At 63.1% G+C, this 21,695-nt stretch carries 21 protein-coding genes; 8 read left to right on the forward strand and 13 right to left on the reverse strand.

Annotated features, from left to right (window positions below; all coding sequences use genetic code 11):
* Positions 1-38 precede the first annotated feature (38 nt).
* From NKI21_RS15030 to NKI21_RS15055, 6 genes are all read left to right on the forward strand, one after another.
* Positions 39-890: an FAD binding domain-containing protein gene (locus NKI21_RS15030; RefSeq protein ID WP_352794549.1), complete on the forward strand. Its 852-nt coding sequence runs from the start codon at positions 39-41 to the stop codon at positions 888-890.
* A complete protein-coding gene (locus tag NKI21_RS15035) occupies positions 887-1,384 on the forward strand; it encodes a (2Fe-2S)-binding protein (RefSeq protein ID WP_352610068.1) in 498 nt (165 codons plus the stop codon). Before NKI21_RS15030 ends, NKI21_RS15035 begins: the two co-directional genes overlap by 4 nt.
* On the forward strand, positions 1,377-3,725 hold the full coding sequence (locus NKI21_RS15040; protein WP_352794550.1) for a xanthine dehydrogenase family protein molybdopterin-binding subunit: 2,349 nt from the start codon (positions 1,377-1,379) through the stop codon (positions 3,723-3,725). The genes NKI21_RS15035 and NKI21_RS15040 overlap by 8 nt, the downstream gene beginning before the upstream one ends.
* Before the next feature lie 12 nt (positions 3,726-3,737).
* Complete coding sequence (locus tag NKI21_RS15045; protein ID WP_023808987.1) at positions 3,738-4,469, forward strand: LamB/YcsF family protein; 732 nt, start codon at positions 3,738-3,740, stop codon at positions 4,467-4,469.
* 94 nt (positions 4,470-4,563) lie between these two features.
* Positions 4,564-5,946 carry an aspartate aminotransferase family protein gene (locus tag NKI21_RS15050; RefSeq protein ID WP_352440676.1) on the forward strand — a complete coding sequence of 461 codons (1,383 nt, stop codon included), beginning with the start codon at positions 4,564-4,566 and terminating at the stop codon, positions 5,944-5,946.
* Positions 5,943-6,611: a nuclear transport factor 2 family protein gene (locus NKI21_RS15055; protein ID WP_127294316.1), complete on the forward strand. Its 669-nt coding sequence runs from the start codon at positions 5,943-5,945 to the stop codon at positions 6,609-6,611. Before NKI21_RS15050 ends, NKI21_RS15055 begins: the two co-directional genes overlap by 4 nt.
* Positions 6,612-6,768: 157 nt before the next feature.
* Here NKI21_RS15055 and NKI21_RS15060 read toward each other — a convergent pair whose 3' ends face one another.
* From NKI21_RS15060 to NKI21_RS15105, 10 genes are all read right to left on the reverse strand, one after another.
* Positions 6,769-7,962 carry an ABC transporter substrate-binding protein gene (locus NKI21_RS15060; RefSeq protein WP_023808984.1) on the reverse strand — a complete coding sequence of 398 codons (1,194 nt, stop codon included), beginning with the start codon at positions 7,960-7,962 and terminating at the stop codon, positions 6,769-6,771.
* A 43-nt stretch (positions 7,963-8,005) separates the two neighbouring features.
* Positions 8,006-9,097: a branched-chain amino acid ABC transporter permease gene (locus NKI21_RS15065; protein ID WP_352440675.1), complete on the reverse strand. Its 1,092-nt coding sequence runs from the start codon at positions 9,095-9,097 to the stop codon at positions 8,006-8,008.
* Positions 9,098-9,101: 4 nt separating this feature from the next.
* Positions 9,102-10,007 (reverse strand): branched-chain amino acid ABC transporter permease, encoded by a 906-nt coding sequence (locus tag NKI21_RS15070; RefSeq protein ID WP_027036291.1) that lies wholly within the window; start codon positions 10,005-10,007, stop codon positions 9,102-9,104.
* A 1-nt stretch (position 10,008) separates the two neighbouring features.
* Positions 10,009-10,743, reverse strand: a complete 735-nt coding sequence (locus NKI21_RS15075) for an ABC transporter ATP-binding protein (RefSeq protein ID WP_023808981.1) — start codon at positions 10,741-10,743, stop codon at positions 10,009-10,011.
* Complete coding sequence (locus NKI21_RS15080) at positions 10,740-11,492, reverse strand: ABC transporter ATP-binding protein (RefSeq protein ID WP_352440674.1); 753 nt, start codon at positions 11,490-11,492, stop codon at positions 10,740-10,742. The genes NKI21_RS15075 and NKI21_RS15080 overlap by 4 nt, the downstream gene beginning before the upstream one ends.
* 249 nt (positions 11,493-11,741) lie before the next feature.
* Entirely contained in the window at positions 11,742-12,713 is a 972-nt protein-coding gene (locus NKI21_RS15085; protein ID WP_023808979.1) for a 5-oxoprolinase subunit C family protein, read from the reverse strand.
* Positions 12,703-13,578, reverse strand: a complete 876-nt coding sequence (locus NKI21_RS15090) for a 5-oxoprolinase subunit B family protein (protein ID WP_128302548.1) — start codon at positions 13,576-13,578, stop codon at positions 12,703-12,705. Before NKI21_RS15090 ends, NKI21_RS15085 begins: the two co-directional genes overlap by 11 nt.
* A 9-nt stretch (positions 13,579-13,587) precedes the next feature.
* A complete protein-coding gene (locus NKI21_RS15095) occupies positions 13,588-14,952 on the reverse strand; it encodes an acetyl-CoA carboxylase biotin carboxylase subunit (RefSeq protein WP_128302547.1) in 1,365 nt (454 codons plus the stop codon).
* A complete protein-coding gene (locus tag NKI21_RS15100; protein ID WP_013533152.1) occupies positions 14,952-15,185 on the reverse strand; it encodes an acetyl-CoA carboxylase in 234 nt (77 codons plus the stop codon). The genes NKI21_RS15095 and NKI21_RS15100 overlap by 1 nt, the downstream gene beginning before the upstream one ends.
* Positions 15,186-15,251: 66 nt before the next feature.
* Complete coding sequence (locus NKI21_RS15105) at positions 15,252-15,974, reverse strand: LamB/YcsF family protein (RefSeq protein ID WP_127255327.1); 723 nt, start codon at positions 15,972-15,974, stop codon at positions 15,252-15,254.
* Between the two features lie 135 nt (positions 15,975-16,109).
* On the opposite strand from NKI21_RS15105, the gene NKI21_RS15110 reads away from it, so the two are divergent.
* Positions 16,110-17,015 (forward strand): LysR family transcriptional regulator, encoded by a 906-nt coding sequence (locus tag NKI21_RS15110; RefSeq protein ID WP_127294331.1) that lies wholly within the window; start codon positions 16,110-16,112, stop codon positions 17,013-17,015.
* Here the strand turns inward: NKI21_RS15110 and NKI21_RS15115 are convergent.
* On the reverse strand, positions 17,012-17,146 hold the full coding sequence (locus NKI21_RS15115; RefSeq protein ID WP_281040467.1) for a hypothetical protein: 135 nt from the start codon (positions 17,144-17,146) through the stop codon (positions 17,012-17,014). The genes NKI21_RS15110 and NKI21_RS15115 overlap by 4 nt on opposite strands.
* A 320-nt stretch (positions 17,147-17,466) precedes the next feature.
* Here NKI21_RS15115 and NKI21_RS15120 point away from each other — a divergent pair, with 320 nt between their 5' ends.
* Positions 17,467-18,963, forward strand: coding sequence for an aldehyde dehydrogenase family protein (locus NKI21_RS15120; RefSeq protein WP_352440673.1), 1,497 nt, complete (start codon positions 17,467-17,469; stop codon positions 18,961-18,963).
* Positions 18,964-19,366: 403 nt separating this feature from the next.
* Here NKI21_RS15120 and NKI21_RS15125 read toward each other — a convergent pair whose 3' ends face one another.
* Together NKI21_RS15125 and NKI21_RS15130 are read right to left on the reverse strand one after the other, a co-directional pair.
* Positions 19,367-20,191 (reverse strand): alpha/beta hydrolase, encoded by an 825-nt coding sequence (locus tag NKI21_RS15125; protein WP_352440672.1) that lies wholly within the window; start codon positions 20,189-20,191, stop codon positions 19,367-19,369.
* 10 nt (positions 20,192-20,201) lie between these two features.
* Positions 20,202-21,683 (reverse strand): NAD-dependent succinate-semialdehyde dehydrogenase, encoded by a 1,482-nt coding sequence (locus tag NKI21_RS15130; RefSeq protein WP_292561310.1) that lies wholly within the window; start codon positions 21,681-21,683, stop codon positions 20,202-20,204.
* Positions 21,684-21,695: the final 12 nt, after the last annotated feature.

Consider the following 21,695-nt stretch of genomic DNA (forward strand, 5'->3'; position numbering starts at 1 on the left):
GCGCCGCGAAAGTTGGCTGCTTCCGAGGGGTATGACAGATGGCACCAAGCGTGGAACGATCGTTCACCGCAGCCAGCACGATTGAAGAGGCAATGGCCGCACGCCGGCAAGGCGCGGCGGTGCTTGCCGGCGGCACCTGGATGATGCGTGATCCACGGCGCGGGGTCGACCTTCCCGAGGCGGTGGTCGCACTCCACCGAATACCCGCCTTGTCCAAGGTCGAAATCGAACCGGACCATGTCGTGATCGGCGCAGCCGTTACCCATGCAGTCCTTGGCCGCGCGTTGCACGGGGCAGTGGGCTTCGAAGGTCTGGTTGCCGCGGCGGAGAATGCGGCCAATCCCGGCATCCGAAGGGTCGCCACCGTGGGCGGCAACCTTTGTGCCCTCGACTTTGCCGCCGCCGATCTCGCCCCTGCGCTTCTCGTCTGTGAGGCGGCGGTGGAACTGGAGACGTTCGAAGGCCCAAAACTTCTCGGTATTTCAGATTTCCTCAAAGACAGGCATACGCTGCTGGCCGAAGCGATTGTGACGAGAATTCATCTGCGCCGCGACCTTGTCGCAAGTGCTCATATCCGCCTGCCGCTTCGGAAAGCCGGCGACTATCCGGTCGCCGTCGTCTCGCTTGCGGTAGACAAAGACAAACGATGTCGCATCGCCGTCGGCTCGGTGGAGCCGGTAGCGCGGCGCTGGACGGCGCTCGAACAGGCCATGAGGGCAGGCCCGGCCTATGCGCTCGATCCGGAACGCACCGCCGAGCTTGCACTGGAGCACAATGATTTTCAGGGCCGCGACGGTAAGGAGGCGGAGGGTTGGTACCGCCGCCAGGTTCTTCCGCCGCTGGTCAAACGCGGTGTTGCCGCACTTCTCAAGACTGGGGGCCTGGCATGACCGTGACATTCCAGCTGAATGGCGAGGACTGCCGCTTTGATGGCGATCCGATGACGCCGCTCGTCGACATCTTGCGGCAGGAACGATTCCTGACGGGGACCAAAGCCGTGTGCCGCGAAGGCTTTTGCGGCGCGTGCACGGTGCATGTCGACGACGAAGCGGTGCCGTCCTGCCTGAAGCCGATTGGCCTCGTCCAGGGATGCGCGGTGACGACCATCGAGGGATTGAGTTTCGGAAGCCAGGCGCTGCACCCGCTCCAGGCCAATTTCGAGGCGGTCGATGCCGTGCAATGCGGCATGTGTTTTCCAGGAATGGTCATGAGCCTTTCGGCGTTCGTGCGTGACAATCCGCATGCGAGCCGTCCCGAAATCAAGGCCGCGATGGCCGGCAACATCTGCCGCTGCACGGGATATGAGCGGATCGTCGACGCCGTGGCCGACTGCCTTGACCAAGCGCGGAAGGCTGGCCAGTTGGCGGGAGGCATACATGTCTGAGCTGTCCGCCACCGTGATGAATCTTCCCCGCCGCGATGCGCAGGACAAGCTGCGCGGGCGGACGAAATACACCAACGACCGGGTTCGCCCCGACATGTTGCATGCCGTGCTGCTGCGGTCGACCGTTCCCGCGGGGCGTATCCGCAAGCTCGACGTTTCGGCGGCACTTCGCTGTCCTGGCGTGCGCGCGGTGGCGACCGGCGCCGACGCGCCAGGGCTCTACGGCATCGGCATTGCCGACCATCCGCTCCTGGCCATCGACACGATCCGCTATCACGGTGAACCAATCGCCGTCGTCGCCGCCGAGACGGAGAAGCAGGCGCGGGCGGCACTTGCCGCCATCATGCTCGAGGTCGAGCCGCTGGCACCGGTGCTCACCATGGCCGACGCGCTCCAGCCCGGCGCCCGTCTCGTCCACGAGGGCTGGCGCGGCTACGAGGTGATCACCGAGGGCGGTGCACGTGCCGGCAACATCGCATGGGAGGCAAAATCCAGCCGCGGTGACGTCGATGCGGCCTTCGCCCGTCCCGACATACGCATTGTCGAGAGCAGCTTTACCGTCGGCCGGCAGAGCCATGTGCCCTTCGAACCGCGCGTTGCCATCGGCTCCTGGGAGGACGGCCGTGCTCACATACAGACCTCGACGCAGGTGCCTTGGACCGTGCGCAACGTCACCGGAAGGGTCATGCAGCTTCCGCCCGGGCGTGTGCGGGTCACTGTACCCCCTGTCGGCGGCGGGTTCGGCCTGAAATTCGATGCATCCATCGAGCCTATCACTGCAGTTCTGGCGCGGATGACCGGGCGCACGGTGGTCCTGGAAAATACCCGGCAGGAAGAGATGGCAACCTGCCTCTGCCGCGAGAATGCGGAAATCCGCATCCGGTCCGCTGTCACTGCCGAAGGATACATCGCCGGGCGCGAGGCGGTCGTGCTGATGGACTGCGGTGCGTATGGAGGCGAACAGGTTTTTCTGACGACGATGACGGCGCACACGCTGGGCGGCAATTACAGGGTTGGCGCAACGCGGCTCGTCAGCCGCGCCGTATACACCAACACACCACCCAACGGTGCTTTCCGGGCTTGCAACGGCGTCTACAACACATTCGCTTTGGAGCGACACACCGACGAAATCTGTGATGCGCTAGGCTTCGACCCGATGGAGTTCCGGAAGAAAAATGTCCTGGGAGATGGTGATCTCGGTGCCACGGGCCAGGTTTTCGAGGCCGACGTGCTGGGTCCGATGCTCGATCGCATGGAGACACTGCGCGCCAGTACCGGTACATCAGAGGCCGAGGCCGACGGCAGGCTCTATGGTATTGCAACCACGGTCGGCACATGGTTCGTTTTCGTCGGGCCTTCGGCGGCGACGGTGAATTTGAACGCCGACGGCAGTGCAACACTGGTCACGTCGGGTGTGGAGATCGGATCTGGCACGATGGTGCAATCCCTGCCGCAAATCGTGGCCGGGCAACTCGGCCTCGCTCCCGACCAGGTGATCGTGCGCGAAGCCGACACCGATGCCGCCGGTCTCGATGTCGGCGTTGGCGGCGGACGAACCACCGTGTCCATCGGCGCGGCAAGTGTGGCTGCCTGCGCGGAAGTGCGGGAAAAGCTGCTGCGGACCGCCGGCGAGATGCTCCAGACCCGACCGGAAGACTTGGTGCTGCGGGATGGTCGTGTCGAGATCGCGGGACGTCCCGGCTCCGGCATATCGATCCCCGCTGTCGTCGCCCATGCGCAGGCAACCACCGGCCCGGTCACCGGAAGCGGAGCCTTTACCGCCAGGAACACTCCGGCAATGTCCGGCTGCGCGATGGGGCACTTCATCGATGCGCTCGACATCCCCGTCTTCGTTGTCCACGAGGCCGAGGTGGCGGTTGATCCGGACACCGGTCATGTCGAGGTGCTGGCCTATCGCGTGGTGCAGGATGTCGGCCGCGCACTCAACCCGCGCGCGGTCATGGGCCAGATACAGGGTGGTGTCGTGCAGGGTCTCGGCTACGCCCTGCATGAGGAGGTGACGATCACCGCTGACGGACGTATCGCGCAGGACGATTTCGAGACCTATCGCCTGCCGCTGGCGCAGGACGTGGTTCCGGTCGCCGCCGACCTCTACGAGGGCGCTCCGTCGATGGGGCCTCTAGGCACCAAGGGCGCGGGCGAGGTCCCGATCCTGGCCGTGGGCGCGGCGATCGGCTGCGCTGTGGCACGCGCTATCGGCAAGCCGGTGCGGCAGCTGCCACTGACGCCGCCGCGCGTGCTTCGACTGCTGCACGAGCGCGAACCGCCGCCGGAATTCCCCCACATCGCCCACGGCTGGGCGTCGAACACTCTGGGCTGAGGCAAGCAAACCATGGTCACCCTGAACTGCGACATGGGGGAAAGTTACGGCAACTGGCGTTTCGGCGACGATGCCGGCATCATGCCCCACATCGATTGCGCCAACATCGCATGCGGCTTCCACGCCTCCGATCCATGGACGATGCTGAAGACCGTGCGGCTCGCGCTTTCGCACGGAAAGCAGGTTGGCGCGCATCCGTCCCTTCCCGATCGCGAGGGGTTCGGCCGGCGCGAGATGAAACTTCAGCCCGAGGAACTGACAGCCGCCTTCCTCTACCAAATCGGTGCGCTGACAGGAATGCTGGCCGCCGAGGGCGGGCAGCTCAGCCATGTCAAGCCGCATGGCATCATCTACGGCATGGCCGCGCACGACGTGGACACTGCCCGGGCGATTGCCGCGGCGGTCAAGCCGTTCGGCGTCCCTCTCTTCGGCCTGGCGGGAACCTGTCACGAGACGGCGGCAGCCGAACTCGGCGTCGCCTTCGTGGGCGAGTTCTTTCCCGATCTTGCCTACGCTCCCGGCGGCAGCCTGATCATTCCGCGCGTCCAGTCGGCCATCGACCTGACGCTTGCCGAGCACCGCATGGTGGGGGCGCTTACCCGACGCGAACTCGTCACGACAGACGGTACAATCCGCCCGGTCGACTTCGACACCGTCTGCATCCACTCCGATCCTCCGAATGCGCGCGACGTCGCCGCGCTGATGCGGCGGATCATCGACACCCATTCCAACAGCCTGCCATGATTCATTTCCCGAATCGTGAAAGCTCCACGCATGGGATCGAGGACTATCTCGCACTCACCTCCCGAACCATTTCCCCAAGCCGCTGAGGACTTCCATGGATGCGCTTTCCAACTCTCTCGCCGCCGCCGACATCGCCACCTCCATGCACCCCTACACAAACCTGCGTCAGCACGAGGAAACCGGGCCGCTGATCATCAGCCGCGGCGACGGCATCCGTGTGTATGACGAACGCGGCAAGGAATACATCGAAGGGCTCGCCGGGCTGTGGTCGGTGGGCGTCGGCTTTTCGGAAAAGCGGTTGGCCGACGCTGCCTACCAGCAAATGCTGAAGCTGCCCTACTACCACACCTTCTCCTCCAAGGCGCATGAGCCATCCATCCGGCTCGCTGAGAAACTCGTGGAGATGACGCCGGAAAACCTGACGCGTGTCTTCTTCACGTCGTCGGGCTCGGAAGCCAACGACACCATCGTCAAGATGATGTGGTTCATGAACAACGCGCTGGGCCGGCCAAAAAAGAAGAAATTCCTGGCACGGACCAAGGGCTATCACGGCATCACCGTCGCCTCCGGCAGCCTGACGGGCCTGCCGGTCAACCATCGCGACTTCGATCTGCCGGCGATTCCCGTTCGCCATTTGACCTGCCCGCACTTCTATCGCTTCGGCATGGAAGGCGAAGACGAAGCCGCCTTCACGGCGCGTCTGCTCGCCGAGCTGGAAGCGGCGATCGCGGAAGAAGGGGCTGACACCATTGCAGCCTTTATAGGAGAGCCGCTCATGGCAGCCGGCGGCGTTCTGCCGCCGCCGGTCGGGTACTGGGAAGGCGTGGAGAAAATCTGCCGGGCAAATGATATCATCCTGATAGCAGACGAGGTGATCTGTGGTTTCGGGCGGCTTGGTACGCCTTTCGGCGCTCAGAAATACGGCTTCACGCCTGATATCATGACGGTCTCCAAGCAAATCACGTCGTCTTATATGCCGCTTGCCGCCGTCATTTTCTCCGATGCGATCTATCAGGCGATCGCCGACAACACCGCAACGATCGGCAATTTCGGCCACGGCTTCACGGCGTCGGGTCATCCGGTCGCGACGGCGGTGGGTCTCGAAAACCTCGCCATCTTCGAGGAGCGGGACTTGATCGGAAACGCGGCCCGCCTTGAGACGTCGTTCCAGGCCGGCATCCGCTCGTTCGCCGATCACCCGCTTGTCGGCGAAGCGCGGGGCACCGGTCTTATCGGCGCCGTGGAGCTGGTGGCAGACAAGGCGACGAAACGCCCCTTCGCCAAGGTTGGGCGCGCAGGGAGTATCGCAGCGGGAATCGGCCACGAGGAAGGCCTCATCTTCCGCGCCATCGGCGACCAGCTCGCGCTCTGTCCGCCGATGATCTCGACAGAAGACGATGTGAAGGAAATCATGACGCGCATGGGCCGGACGCTTGAGCGCCTGACCGGTGCGGTTGCCAAGGAGGGACTTGAATGACCCGCATGAAAGCCGAACCGGTCATCCATATCGACGACGAACGCTTTCGGGTCACCGAATGGCGCTTTGCCACCGGGGCCGAGACCGGCTGGCACATCCATGGCCATGACTACGTCATCGTGCCGCTTACGGACGGCAAGCTCGGTCTCGAAGGCCCCGACGGCGCGCAGTCGCAAGCCGCTCTCACTCAAGGGGTGCCCTACTCGCGGCGGACGGGTGTGGCCCACAATGTCATCAATGCCGGCGATGCGCCGCTCGCCTTTCTCGAGGTCGAGGTCGTTGAGGCTGGCGATCTCGCAGCCAGGCGGCTCGCCGTGCTCGACCGGTTCCTCGCGGCCTGGAACGCTCGCGACGTGGGCGCGCTGATGGACTGCATGGTTGAGAATTGCGCTTTCCACGGCTCGGCCGGCCCCGATGCCGAAGGGCGCAAGCATGTGGGGCGTGACGCAGTGCGCGTCGCCTATGCAGCGCTGTTCGATGCCTTCCCGAAAGCCGCGTGGATCAGGGGACGGCACATCGTGACGGGCGACACCGGGCTTTCATCATGGCGCTTCGTCGGCACCACGGCAGCGGGGCAGCAAATCGAAGTCGACGGCTGCGATATCTTCGCTTTCTCGGGGGAGCTCATAGCGCTCAAGGATTCCTACCGCAAAGCGCGAGGGTAGCGAAAATCTGGATTCATCGGGCGACAAGGGCGGTCCAAACGGGCCGCCCTCGTTTTTTGCTCAAAGGCAATATCCTCAAAAGACGAAAGGCCCGGTCATCCCAAAGGAACAGGGCCTTCCGCATATGAAGGGCCGGGCTTACCCGGCCCATCTTCTCCTACTTGAGCAAGGCTTCCATCGGTACCGGCTCGGAAATCGTCCAGTTGCCTACAACACCCGGCTTGCCGGCCTTGGTCTCGACGATCAGGTACCGCGTCTGGTTCTGGTGATGCAGTTCCGGCGTGAAGGTACGAGGCCCGAACAGTGTCGGCTCATTCTTCATCTTTTCCAGTTCCGCGACGACCGCGTCGGCATCGGCCGTGCCTGCACGCTCCACCGCCTTGGCCCAGACGTCGACCATGACGTAACCCGGAAAGACATACTGGCTCGAGGGATCGGCGCCTGTCTTCTGCTTGTAGGTGGCATTGAACTTCAGCACGGCCGGATTGGGATCGTCGCCATAGATCGATCCCTGAACGGGGACGTAGAAGTTCGTCAGATCGGGCACAGCCGAGAGCCAATAGCTACCGTCGACGCCCGATCCATTCAGGATCATGGAATTGATACCCGCGGCGCGAAGCTGCTTGATGGCCGAGACGGCGCCCGGCATCATCGTGCAAAGCATGATCGCATCCGGCTCCTTCGGCAGAGACTTGATGCGGGTGATCTGCGCGGCGATGGAGGCATCCTCGTTCTTGAAGGTGTCTTCACCGACAAGCTTCGCGCCCTGGGCTTCGAGCTTCGGCATCATCCAGTCGAAGCCGTCGCAGATGCCCTTGTTGTAGGCCGTCCAGGTATCGAGCAGACGGTAGAAGTCCTTTGCGCCCTTTTCCTTGAATGCCCACTCGGCCATGGTCGCTCCCTGCACGGCCGCCAGCACCGACGCGGAGAAGCTGTGCGGGCCGACACCCTGGATGCCGGCCTTGACCGATTCCGCGCACAGGAAGAAGGAGATACGGCCTGCGTCCTCGGCCGCGAGCGCAGCCGGCGATCCGAAGTCGTAGTCGCAGGACACGACCACGAGATCCGCACCCTGGTCGAGCACGGAGAGGCCAGCCTTGGCGCCTTCGGCCCGGTCGGACTTGGTGTCGGCCTTGACGACCTTGATCTGCTTTCCAAGCAGACCGCCAGCCGCATTGATCTCGTCGATGCGGATCAAAGCCGCCTCCTGGGCAGGCTTGTCATAGGCTTCCATGAAGCCCGACTCCGCAGTGGCGAAGCCGATGACGATAGTCTTGTCATCGGCCAGGGCCGGGTATGCGATGGACATCGAGGCCAGAGCGGTTGCGACAATTCTCATTTTGTATGCCATGCACGTCTCCTTTTTTGTTTTCCGGTCGGGCTTGTGCCGCCGGTCACTTGTTGCGACTGCTGCGAGGTAAGGTGAGTTCGCGGTTGCCCATGAGTCCGGATGGGCGAAGCGCGAGGATCACGATCATGATGACGCCGAGGGCTATTTCCTGAACCCCTTTCGGGAGGGCGAACGTGGACTCGCCGAGCGATACGCCTGCCTCCAGCCAACGCAGCGCCTGGATGAGGGCGGACAGCAGGACGACACCCACCACACCACCCGACAGGCTGCCCATGCCGCCGACGACGAGCATGGAAAGGGTGATGAAGGTGAGACCGAGATAGAATGTATCGGGTGTGACCACGCCGATGGAATGAGCCATCAGCGCACCGCCCAGCCCCATCACCGCGCCCGATACGACGAACGCCACCAGTCTTTCCCTGGGAATGTCGATACCGGAAGCCGCGGCGGCGGTGGGCTCGTCGCGGGCAGCACGAAGGGCTAGGCCGGACCGGGAGATCGCGTGCACCCAGGCGATGAAGATTGCGACCACGGCGCCGATGAGATACGGCCAGATCACGCGCACGATCGGAATGCCGACGACCGACGAGGTCGCTCCGGTCACGCTCTCCCAGTTGGAATAAATTGTGTTGATCATGGCGAGCATCGCGAAGGTCGCGATCGATGCTGCGATGCCCGATAATCGCATCAGCACCCGCCCGAAGATGAGAGCGGCGAGGGCGGCGAACAATGCCGCCAGCACGGCCGATTGCCAGTAAGGCAATCGGGTCGCCAGCAGCCATTCGGGCAGTCCCGGCAACGAACCGCGTTTCATCATCGGGTTGATGGTGAGCCACGCGGCCGCGTAGGCGCCAAGGCAGGTGAAGCCGATATGCCCGAAGCTGAGAACGCCCGAATTTCCGATAAAGATGTATAGGCCCACGACGAGGATGACACGGACGAACACGTCGATCACCGTCTGGTTGAAGGGCCGCGATCCGGTCATCACCGTGATCAGCGCGATGGCCAGCAGCAGCAGAGAAAGCAGGACCGGCGTCAGGATTGTGCGGCGCGCAAGTGCGAAGCGGGCGGGCTTTTGCTTGGCAGCCGCGGCACCGGGAGCGGTAGAGTTGGCTAGGGAGGCGGCGACAGCCATGAAATCAGACCCTTTCCTTGGTGCCGCGCGCGGCAATAAGCCCTTGCGGGCGGAAGAGGAGGACGAGGATGACCGCTCCATAGACAAAGGCATCGCGGAATGGCCGGGCGTCGATGGGCAGCATGACCTGCATGATCACCGAGGCGGCACCCAGCAGGAAGCCGGCGAGCACGGCTCCCCCGAGGCTGCCGAGGCCGCCAATGACGGTGGCGATGAAGGCCATCAACATGATCGAGGCGCCCATCTGGATGTCCAGCGTGCCTGTCTGGGCGCCAAAGATCAGCGCAATGGCGGCGGCCAACGCGCCGGAGAGGGCGAACGCACCCATGATGACCCGGTTCGCACGCACACCCAGCATGCGGGCCATCGAGAAGTTCTCGGCCGCCGCCCGCATCTCCAGGCCGAAGCGGGTTTGACGCAGGAACAATGTCAGGCCGATCAGGATGACCATCGTGGCGACGATCGTTATGAGCTGGAGGAGGGGAAGCCGGGCACCAAGGATCTCCACCGGCTGGGACAATTCGGGCAGCAGCGAAATCGATTTCGGCCGACTGGAGAAAAGCATGAGCAGGAAGTAGCGAATAACGAAACCGAGCGCGAAGGAGGCGATCATCATGGTTGCCGGATTTGCCTGGCGGAACCGCCTGAAGACGACGATTTCGCACAGCACCGACAGCCCGGCCCCGCAGAGGAGCACGAAGGGCACCAGCAGGTACCACGGCAATTGGCCGGCGAAGACGATGGCCATGGCGTCTGTTGACGGCCATAGCAGCGCGAAGACGCAGAAGGCGATGACGTCGCCATGCGCGAAGTTCACGAGCCGCATCACGCCGAAGATGAGGGCAATGCCGAGCGCGCCGAGCGCGTACAGCGAGCCAAGCGAGAGTGCGTCGAACAGGATCTGAAGCATCTCAATTGTCCTCGTAGCCGAAATAGGCAGCCTGGATCGCCTCGCCGTTGCCGAGCGTCCGCGCGTCGCCATCGAGCACGATCTGTCCGCCACGCATCAGGATCATCCTCCCGCCCACCATCATCGCCCGGGCCGAGCTCTGCTCAACGATCAGGAGCGTGAGTTGGCGCTGCGCACGCAGCGCGATCAGCCGCTCGTAGACCTGGTCGTTGATGTTGGGGGCGAGGCCCAGCGAAGGCTCGTCAATGGCTACAAGCCGCGGATTGGTCATCAGCGCGCGTCCGATGACCAGCATTTGCTGCTGCCCGCCGGACAGCAATCCCGCCTGCCCGTGCCGCCTCTCTTTCAGCATCGGGAAGGTTGCGTAGACGGCTTCGAGTTCGTCGGCCGCTCGGCTGCGCCAGCCGCGTTCGCGGGCGTGCATGCCGGTTCCGACCAGGAGGTTCTCTTCGGTCGTCAGCGAGCCGAAGACATCGCGCCCCTCCGGCACCATGGAGAATCCGAGCCGGGCGATGTTTTCCGGCGCCTGGCCGGTGATCTCATGACCTGCAAGGTCGATCCGGCCGCCCGCCACCGGCGTAACACCGGCGATCGCGCGCAGCAGCGAAGACTTCCCGGCTCCGTTCGGGCCGGTGATGAACAGGATTTCTCCCTCGGCCATGGAGAAGGAGACATTTCGGACCGCCGTGAGACGGCTATAGCGAATAGTGATATCGGAAAGGGCGAGCAGGCTCATTCCATCGCCTCCAGAACAGGCAAGTCGGTGTTCGCGGCCGTGCCCATATAGGCGTGGCGCACCTTCTCGCTGTCGCGGATGGCCGCAGGCGGGCCTTCCTCGATGATCGCTCCGGAATCGAGCACAACGATATGCTGGCAAAGGCCGAGCACCAGCCCGACATTGTGCTCGATGAGCAGGACACCGCAGCCGAGATCGCTGGCGATATGTCTTATCAGGGCCGAAAGCTCCCGCGCCTCCAGTGCACTCATGCCAGCCGCGGGCTCGTCGAGCAGGATGTATGCGGGCCGTCCCATCAGGGCGCGGCCAATGGCGACGCGGCGCTCGTCCGTATATGGCAACGTTCCGGCGATGCGGGTGCTCAGCGCACCGATGCCTATCCAGTCGAGCATCGCTTCCGCTTCGGCGATGGCAGCGCGCCGGCTCATTCCCAGGCCAACGCCGGTTACCTCCAAATTGTCCAGCACAGGCAAGTCGCGGAAGAGCCGCCCACCCTGGAAGGTGCGGGCGATGCCGCGCCGCCGGACCTGATGCGGCTTGAGACCCGTGAGTGCTGCGCCGTCGAGCTTGATGGTGCCTTCCGTCGGTGCCTGGAAGCCGGTCAGCACGTTGACGAGCGTGGTCTTGCCAGCGCCATTCGGGCCGATGAGGCCACTAATGCGGCCGGGCGTAATTTGGAGGTCTACCGATGACAGGGCCTTCAGCCCCGCAAACGATACCGAGACGTTCTCCGCGCTCAGATGACTCATGACCCTTTCCTTCTTTCTACCGACGGAAAGGCGCGAAGCATCCGGCCTTGCGGCCAGTCACGTTGCAAATGTCTTCCCCTGTCGGTTCCGGCGGTCTCTAGCGGACTGCTCGGATGCCAAATTCACGCCGTTGCCCGGCGTCGTCTTGTCGTTTCGCGCACCGGATTTTGTCTTCCGCCACGCACGGTCGGTTTTGGCCGGCCGATCTCCTCGCCACCGGCTCCTCCGCCGGCATTTTTCCGGCTGACGTCAGCCGGCCAGATGTCCTTCAGCACGCGCCAGCGCGGCGCGCTGTTCGGTTCGCGCGGCAAGCGCGTCTTCCAGCGTCACCGGAACGAAGCGCGCCGGGGTGTGCGGCTGGAGCTGGGCGATAAGGTCCATGTCGGCCGATATCACCACGCCCAGCATCATGTACCCGCCACCCGAAACCGCGTCCCGGTGAAGAACGATCGGCTCCGTGCCACTCGGCACCTGGACGGATCCGTAGGGATAGCAGGCATCGACGATGTTCGAGGGGTCGGAGCCCGCACCGAAAGGCTGCTCGCGCTCGACGAACTCCAGCGGCGTCCCGCCCCGGAAGCGATAGCCGATGCGGTCGGCTTCGGGCGCGACCTTCCAGGTTTCCTCAAAGAACCGATTGCCGGCAGCCTCGGTGATCCGATGCCAGTACATCCCGGGAAGCATTCTGAGTTCCGCCGGACTATTGCCCGCGCGGCGCAGATTTGCAGGCAGTGAAAGACCGGCTTTGCCGGAACCTTCGCCGAGGGGAAGCTCATCACCCGCCTTCAGCGTGCGGCCCTGATGGCCGCCGAGTGCGCCCAGAATGTAAGTCGAGCGCGAACCGAGAACCACGGGTACGTCGATGCCGCCGGAGACGGCCAGATAAGCGCGCGCGCCGCCCTTGAGGAAGCCGAAGGAAAGCCGGTCACCGGCCTTCACCGGAAAACTTTCCCAGGTCGGCCGCTCCTCGCCATTGAGTTTGGGGGGGAGTTCTCCGCCGGTGACGGCGACGACCGCGGATTGGGTGAATTCGAGTTCGGGGCCCATGAAGGTGGCTTCGAGCACCGCGGCACCCGGATTGTTGCCGACAAGCAGGTTTGCGATGCGTGTGGCAAAGCGGTCCATGCCGCCGCCTTCGGGAATGCCGACATGATAGTGGCCTGGTCGACCAAGGTCCTGCACGGAAGTGGAGAGGCCGGGAGAGATTACCTTAACGGCCATTGATAAGCTCCATCAGCTTTGCATTGGTGCCGTAAATATCGCTGTTGAAGTCCTTCAGGCTGAAGGTGCACTCGCGAACCGTCGGCTGCCACCGATTGGCTTCAATTTCCTCCAGCGTGGCGTCGTAGTCATCGCGGCCAATGGCCTTGAACTTGACGATGTCGCCTGGCTTGAACAGGCACATGTCATCGGAGAGGTAGCGCACCTTCCTGGTCGGGTCGTAGATCGGGGCCGGGGTTATGCCATACATCTGGTAGCCGCCAGCGCCGCGTACTGAATAGATCGCTGCGAAGCAGCCGCCATGGCCAATGGTGAGCTTGGGAGTGTCGGTGCGTGGACGCAAGTATTTCGGCGCCTGAATCTGTTTCTTGCGCTCAACCATCTGGTACAGGAAGGGCAGTCCGGCGACGAAGCCGACCATCGATACGAACCAGGGCTGGCCGGAATAGGCCTCGATAAATTCTTCCACCGTGGCGTAGCCGTTGATGCGGGCCGAATATTCAAGATCGGTGGAGGAGGGGTCCTGATGGCGCTCGCGGAAGCGCAAGCAGGTTTCACGCGTCCATGGATCCTGGAAATAAACCGGCAGTTCGATGATCCGGGTCTTCAGCACCGGGTCCGCCTTCGAGGCCGCCTCTTCCATCGACTTCAGTTCGCTGAGCAAATCCTGCGGCTTGACGATGTCGGGGTTGAAGCGAATCTGGAAGCTGGCGTTGGCAGGGCAGATCTCGGTGACACCTCGGATGCCTGCCGTACGCACCGCGTTCGTCATCGAAAGGCCGGTAAAGAAGGAGGTGAGCGACATTTCCTCGGACACCTCGCCGAAGATATGTTCGTCACCGCCGAAGTTGAATCGTATCGACATCGGTCCTCCTTAACCCGCCAAAGCTGCGGCGTTTTCGATGAGCCAGCCTTCCAGCCAGCGGGTATGCACGTCTCCCGCCCGCACCGCCGGATCGGCGGCCAGCGCAAGAAACAGCGGCTTGGTGGTCTTGAGCCCGCCGATCTTCAACTCGTTGAGCGCGCGGATCAGGCGCACTATCGCCGCCTCGCGCGTCTCTGCATGCACGATCAGCTTGGCAAGCAGCGAGTCATAAAAGGGCGGCACCTGATAGCCTTGGTAAAGCATCGAATCGAAGCGTACGCCCGGACCGCCGGGAATGCGAAGCTCGGCCACTTGCCCCGGGAATGGAGCGAACTCCTTCGCCGGGTCTTCGGCATTGAGCCGGACTTCGATCGCATGCCCCTTGACGGAGACATCGCCTTGCCGGATCCGCAGCTTCTCGCCGCCGGCGATGCGAAGCATCTCCGCAACGAGGTCGATGCCGGTGATCGCTTCGGTGACCGGGTGCTCGACCTGGATACGGGTGTTCATCTCGATGAAGTAAAAGCGATCTGCTTCATCGTCATAAAGATACTCTACCGTGCCGGCACCAGAGTATTTGACCGCCTTGGCCAAAGCGACCGCCGAAGCGCAGAGCTCCTCGCGCAGCCTGTCTGAAAGTGCGCGCGACGGCGCCTCCTCCCAAACCTTCTGGCGTCGCCGCTGCAGTGAGCACTCCCGCTCGTAGCAGTGGATGGCATCGCTTCCGTCTGCCAGCACCTGCACCTCGATATGGCGGGCCTTGCCGATCACCTTTTCCATGTAGAGGCCACCGTCGCCAAAGGCGGCGAGGGCTTCTGCTTTGGCTTGAGGAAAGGCTTGTTCGAACTCGGCGAGCGAGTTGGCGATGCGGATGCCCCGCCCACCGCCGCCTGCCGCCGCCTTGATCATCACCGGAAAACCGGTTGCGGTCAGCACCTCGTGGCCAGCCTTGAGGCCCTCGACCCGGCCAGCCGAGCCAGGCACCACAGGGACACCTGCAGCGGCGGCGGCGGATCGCGCCGAGACCTTGTCTCCCATCATCCGGATCGCATCTCCCGACGGGCCGACGAAGACCAATCCAGCGCCTGTGACCGCGTCGGAAAACGCGGCATTCTCGGCAAGGAACCCATAGCCTGGATGAACGCTGTCGCAACCGGTGTCGCGGGCAGCCTTCAGAATTGCTTCGACATTGAGATAGGACTTCTTTGCCGCTGGTGGGCCGATGTTGACCGCTTCGTCCGCAAGCTGGACGTGGAGCGACTCGGCGTCTGCGGCCGAATACACCGCCACGGTGGTGATCCCCAAATCTTGCGCGGCCCGGATGATCCTGACCGCTATCTCACCCCGGTTGGCAACCAGAAGCTTTTTCAGCATCAGTCGAGATCCGCAATAGGTGCGCCGGCCATGATGGGGTCTTCATTGTCGGCAATGAAGCGGATGTTCGTACCGGCCGTCTCGGCCCTCACTTCGTGGAACGACTTCATCACTTCGATGAGACCGATTACGTCTCCGGCGGAAACCGCGTCGCCATCCGCCTTGTAGGGCGGCTGGTCTGGCGAAGCGCTGCGATAGAAGGTGCCGGGAAGAGGCGAAAGAATCTGGGCCATAAAAAGCTCCGGAAAACTGCGGACAGATTAATTTGGAACCGCCCGCGCGGGCGGGTTCGGTCGAGTTCAGTGCCAGGGGGCGATTGCGGTGCGCACGGCTCTGGCTATTTCGATGGCGTTCGGCGTATCGGAATGCACGCAGATGGTTTCGCAGCGTACGGGGAAGAAACTGCCGTCCTCTGCCGTGCCCTCGCCCTCCCTGATGGCGCGTACGCACCGCTCGGCCATCTCTGCGGGGTCCTTGGCGTCATGAACGCGTGTCAAGATCAGCTTGCCGGAGGCATCGTAGTCGAGATCGGCATAGAACTCGGCGACGAATGGGATACCGCGCTCTTGATAAATCTTCTCATGCAGGGTGCCCGTCATGCCGAAGAGGGGTACGCCGAAAACCTCTGCGGCGTCACACACGCCATGGGCGATTGCCTCCTGCTGCATGGCCATGAAGTAAAGGCTGCCATGCGGCTTGATGTGGTGGAGTTCCACACCTTCGGCCTTGAGGAAGCCGGCAAGCGCTCCCACCTGGTAAATGATGGTGTTCCTGACTTCTTCGCGGGTCATCCGCATCTCGCGCCGGCCGAAACCCTGAATGTCGGGCAAGCCTGGATGGGCGCCGATCTTGACGCCACTCGCCTTGGCGCTGCGGACGGCGGCGTGCATGTGATCCGGATCAGAAGCGTGGAAACCACAGGCGACATTGGCAACGTCGATGATGGGCATCATGCCCATATCATCGCCAACCTTGTAGAGGCCAAAGCTTTCGCCCATGTCGCAGTTTAGCGTCACCGCCATCGCATTGTTACCCCTCGAAGCTGCCGTCTTTGCGGCGTTGCAGCATTTTTTGCGCATGCGAAGGCGTTTGTGAAATAGTAGTTTATTGATTGTCATATCAAAAAAACAGATAATGGTTCTGGGCCGGAGCGCACCATGACCATCACCTTGAAACAGCTTGATTATTTTATCGCGACCGCCGAGAGCGGACAGGTCAGTCATGCTGCGGTGGAACTCAACATCTCGCAATCGGCGGTCACTGCGGCGATAAAGACGCTTGAGGCTGACCTGGGCGTACGGCTTTTGGAGCGTAACCACGCTGGCGTAAGATTGACGATGGAGGGCGCGCGGTTTCTTGAACATGCGCGGGTTATCACCGGGGCCGTCGCTGCCGCCGTCCGAAGCCCGTTGCGCGATAGGAAAGGCCTGGCGGGCAAGCTGCGGCTGGGCATGACCTACACGGTCGTCGGCTACTACATGTCGCGCCACTACGCCCGGTTTCGAAAGACTTATCCCGAGATCGAGGTCGAGGTGCTGGAACTGCCCCGAGACGCTCTCGAAAGCGGGTTGATGTGCGGGGACATCGACATGGCCGTGATGCTGGTGTCGAACCTGGAGCACACCAAGGAGTTGGCGCAGGAGGTCTTGATGCGGTCGAACCGCCGGCTCTGGCTTTCGGCTGATCATCACCTGCTCGCGCGACAGGAAATCAGCCTCACCGATGTGGCGGCGGAAGATTATGTCATGCTGACGGTTGACGAGGCACGTACGACGGCCGCCCGTTACTGGGATGCCGCGGGGCTTTCGCTCCGCGCCGTCCTTACCACCAGTTCGGTCGAGGCCGTGCGGTCGCTCGTGGCTGCCGGCATGGGGGTCACTGTCCTGTCCGACATGGTTTACCGCCCCTGGTCCTTGGAGGGGCAGCGCATCGAAGTGCGCGGGCTTGTCGAGCCCATCCCCACTATGGATGTCGGCCTGGCCTGGTCGCGTGACAGATCAATCGAACCGGCAGCGGCGGCCTTCCGGGCCTTCATGTCCGTGACCATGGGCGGCGGCGGCTAACCGCCTGCCGTCAGGCAGGCGCTATGGCACAGGCTTGGAATGGTGGCGACGACGCGGATGCCGAACGGTGCGAGTTCCACGGCCATGGCCCGGGTGGCGGCAATCGCCCAGCCCTTGAAGCATTGCACCAAGTCAAATTCGGGCGAGGCGAGACGCCGCCGTTGGCGATCCGGTCGAACATCTCTTCGTCCATCGTCTCGAGCGCCAGGGCGGCTGGGCCACGCCGGCATTGTTGACCAGTATGTCGAGACCGCCAAAGGCCGAGCGGGCCAGGTCTGCCGCCGATGGCGACCTTGCCAGCAAGTCTCATATCTGCTCCTCCATTGCCGGCACCATCGGGGAAGTCGCGTACATTGCACAGTCCGATTATCTGAACGCCCTTTTAGCTTTCTTTGTTTGAGGTCGACCGGCGTGGGAGGCATAGTCGCCACGGAATTGTGAGGAGGAAGGGATGACGCTGAATTTCGACCCGCGGGCGAAGGCCACGGCGCTCTACCACGGCGAATTCCGGCCGATGTTCGTCGGCGGCAAGTGGGTTCCGGCACGGTCCGGCCAGGAGATGCAGGCGCTCAACCCGGCGACTGGCGAAGTGCTGGCCACCGTGCCGCGTGGCTCGGCGGCCGACGTCGATGCGGCGGTGGCCGCTGCGCGCACGGCTTTCGAAGGGCCATGGTCAAAATTTTCGCCCTATGAGCGGCAGTGCGTGCTTCTGCGCATCGCCGATCTCTTCGAGACCCATTGGGAAGAGCTCAGCGTTTCGGACACTCTCGACATGGGACTGCCGATCACGCGCACGCTCGCCAACCGGCGGCGCGTCATCGGCATGCTGCGCTTCTATGCGGGCATGGCGACCGCGCTGCATGGCGAATCCATAGACAATTCGATCCCTGGCGAGATCGTCAGCTTCACAAGGCGCGAGCCGGTGGGCGTTGTCGGCGCGATCATCCCCTGGAACGCTCCGACCGCCGCTTCGATCTGGAAGATCGCGCCGGCGCTCGCCACCGGCTGCACCATCGTGCTGAAGCCCTCGGAGGATGCCTCGTTGACGCCGTTGCTGATCGCCAGGCTGATGCAGGAAGCCGGCGTTCCCGACGGCGTCGTCAACGTCGTCACCGGCACCGGGGCGGAGGCCGGTGCGTGGCTCGCTAAACATCCCGACGTCAACAAGATCGTCTTCACCGGCTCGACGCTGACCGGCCAGGCCATCGCGCGGGCGGGCGTGATCAACCTCAAGCGCGTTTCCCTGGAACTCGGCGGCAAATCGCCGATCATCGTCTGCCGTGATGCCGACATCGACAAGGCGGTTCCTGTCGCCGCGATGGCGGTGTTCGTGCATTCGGGCCAGATCTGCATCGCCGGATCGCGGCTGTTCGTGGCGCGCGAGATCCATGACGAATTCGTGCGCCGGGTAGCCGAGTTTGCCGGCAGGCTTCGCATCGGCCATGGCATCGAGGCGGAAACCGAAATCGGCCCGCTCATCAATGCCAGGCAGGCCGGCAAGGTGGTGGGCTATATCAAGGCCGGCCGCGACGAAGGCGCGGAACTGATAGCGGGCGGCTCGCGACTGACCGGCGAGATCTACGACGGCGGCAATTTCATCGCGCCGACTGTCTTCGGCGCGGTGTCGGACAAGATGACCATCGCGCGTGAAGAAATCTTCGGTCCGGTGATTTCGGCGATGCCGTTCGACACGCTCGACGAAGCCGTTGCGCGGGCCAATGCGACGCCCTACGGCCTGGCCGCCGGCATTTTCACCAGTCATCTGGGCACCGCCCACAAGCTCGCCCGCCGCATCAAGGCCGGCTCGGTGTGGGTCAACATGTACCACGCCATCGACCCGGCGGTGCCGTTCGGCGGCATGAAGATGTCCGGCTACGGCCGCGAGGGCGGCATCGAACATCTGCATGAATATCTGGAGACCAAGTCGATCTGGATCCAGACCGACTGAGCGTGCGCTGATATTCAGGTGAGGCCGGCCTGCGAATGACGGCGTCCCGCACCATTCTCGGCGCTCGTGCAAGGTGCCTGTCCGAAGGCGCGATGCTCAGTTTGCCAGTTCGCAAATTGGTGCGGATGAGGTTCATCAGCTGTTCGGAGAAGGACTGGTGCACATAGCCCCGCGGTGATGATGCCGACGGAGCGGTGGGCGTCGCGATGGTCGATCGGCACCACTCGCATGCAGTGTGGAGAAAGACGATGAGGAATCGTCGGTTGTGTCCTCTGCCGGATTTCACCTGCCGCAAAGCTCAGCCCGATGCCGGTAGCTGCCGCGATCCCGTGACGGTACTTTCTTGAGTGACGGGAGTGTCTGGCCCGGCAGTCAAGCGGCTCTACTTTCCCCAGCTTCCGTCCTATAGGCCGTTTCCCTCGATCATCGCCATCAGGCAATCGCCAGATTGTGTGCCGCTGATGCCCAGATCACGCACGCTGTTCATGTGGTTTCGGTCATTCAGGCGGAGGTCGCAGACAAGGTGCCCCTGCGCGCGTAAGCGCTTTCCGAAGTCGGCGGCCTGCTGGTGAAAAGGTGACGTTTCCTGATCTCCGACGAGAATGGTCGCTGCCGTCTCCGGGTCATGCCACCGCGTCATCGGGGTGAAGGCAGTTGCCTCCTCATCGGTGATTCCGATTAGCGGCTGGAGGAAGGACGTCTGAAGGGGCTTGAGGTCGTAAAGGCCGCCTAGCAGCAGCGCCGCACGTATGCGCGATGGCATTGGCGTCTTTTCGAACAGGAATGTGGCCAGGTGCGCGCCCGCCGAATGACCACTTACGCTTAGCCGGGCAGGGTCACCGCCATGGGCGGCTATATTGTCCAGCACCCATTGTTTGGCACGCCGGATCTGGTCGACGATTGCCGCCATCCTGACTTCAGGCATCAGCGCATAGTCGACGATGACCGCGATCGCCCCAGCTTTGGTGACTGTGTTCGCTACATAAGAATAGTCGCTTCTGGAGAACATGCGCCAGTAGCCACCATGGATGAAGATGTGCACGGGAAGATCCCTGCGCTCGCCGGGCGGAAAGAACAGGTCCAACCTTTCGGCCTCGCCCTCGCCATAGGCGATATCAGCCGACATCGGCAGGTTCGCCCGGGTTTCCGCGCTGCGAGTCACTATGTCGGCCACAATATAGTCAAAATCGGCCACATGGTCGCGGGTGCGGAAAGGGTCTTTTGACATGACTGCCGGTTCAGAAGGTGACGGCAATATATTTAGCCTCCATGAACTCGGCGATGCCGTGGTGCTGGCCGCCTTCGCGGCCAAGGCCACTCTGCTTGACGCCTCCGAATGGTGCGGCCGGATCCGACATCAGTCCCCGGTTGAGACCGATCATGCCGGCCTCGATCCCCGACGCCACCCGCATGCCGCGTCCAATATCGCGTGTGTATATATAAGCGGCCAGACCATATTCCGTGTTGTTAGCATGTGCGATCGCCTCGGCCTCGGTGTCGAAGCGTGTGATGGGTGCCACCGGGCCGAAAATCTCCTCGTGCGCCATCTCCGCATCGGGCGGCACATCGGACAGCACTGTGGGCGGATAGAAGAATCCTTCTTCCTCCGAAATCGCCCCGCCGCAAAGCACCTTGGCTCCCCGGCCCACGGCGTCCTTGACCAAGCGGTCGATCTTGTCGACAGCCTTTCTGGTGATCATCGGCCCGCATTCTGTGTCTGCATTCGGGCCTGCTCCCACCTTAAGTGCCGCCATGCGCTTGCGGAGCCCGTCGGCAAAAGCATCATAGATTCCCGATTGCACATAGAGGCGATTGGCGGCGGTGCAGGCCTCGCCGGCGTTGCGCATCTTGGCGATCATCGCGCCGTCGAGGGCGGCGTCGAGATCGGCATCGTCGAAGACGACAAACGGGGCATTGCCGCCGAGTTCCATCGAACAGGAAATGACATGCTTTGAAGCCTCGCCGAGCAAGGTTCGGCCCACGCCCGTCGACCCCGTGAAGGACAGCTTCCTGACGCGCGGATCGGCGAGCATGGCCGAAGTCAGCGGCCCGGGACTGGTCGTGGTCAGCACGTTGACGACACCGGCAGGCACGCCGGCTTCGCTGTAGAGTGCCGCCAGCGCATAGGCCGTCAGCGGTGTTTCACTTGCCGGCTTCAGGACGACAGTGCAGCCTGCCGCCAGCGCCGGCGCGATCTTGCGGGTCGCCATAGCGGCCGGAAAATTCCACGGGGTGATCAGCACGCAAATTCCGATCGGCTCATAATCGACCACGATGCGATTGCTGCCGGAGGGCGCGGTGCCGAACTCGCCGGTGATGCGGACCGCTTCCTCAGCATTCCAACGGAAGAACTCGGCTGCATAGGCTACCTCGCCGCGCGCGTCGCGCAGCGCCTTGCCATTCTCCAGGGAAATCAGCATGGCAAGCGTTTCGGAGCGTTCGACCATGAGCTCAAAACAGCGCCGAAGGATTTCCGAGCGTTTGCGCGGCGCCGTCTCCCGCCATCCCTTAGCTGCTTTGGCCGCGGCCTCGACGGCGGCGGTGGCGTCCTCGACTGTCGCATCGGGAACCGCCGCGATCACCGCCCCGGAGGAGGGATCGACAACATCGATGAGCCGACCGTCGGAGGACGGTCGCCAAGTACCGTCGATGTAGAGTCCGTGTGAAAAACCGCGCACGTCATAGCCATCCTGGTCGAGCTGCTGAGCGTTCAAATTCATCGCTTTGTTCCG

It is taken from the genome of Mesorhizobium sp. M0715, assembly GCF_040320355.1.
In the GTDB taxonomy this organism is placed as follows: domain Bacteria; phylum Pseudomonadota; class Alphaproteobacteria; order Rhizobiales; family Rhizobiaceae; genus Mesorhizobium.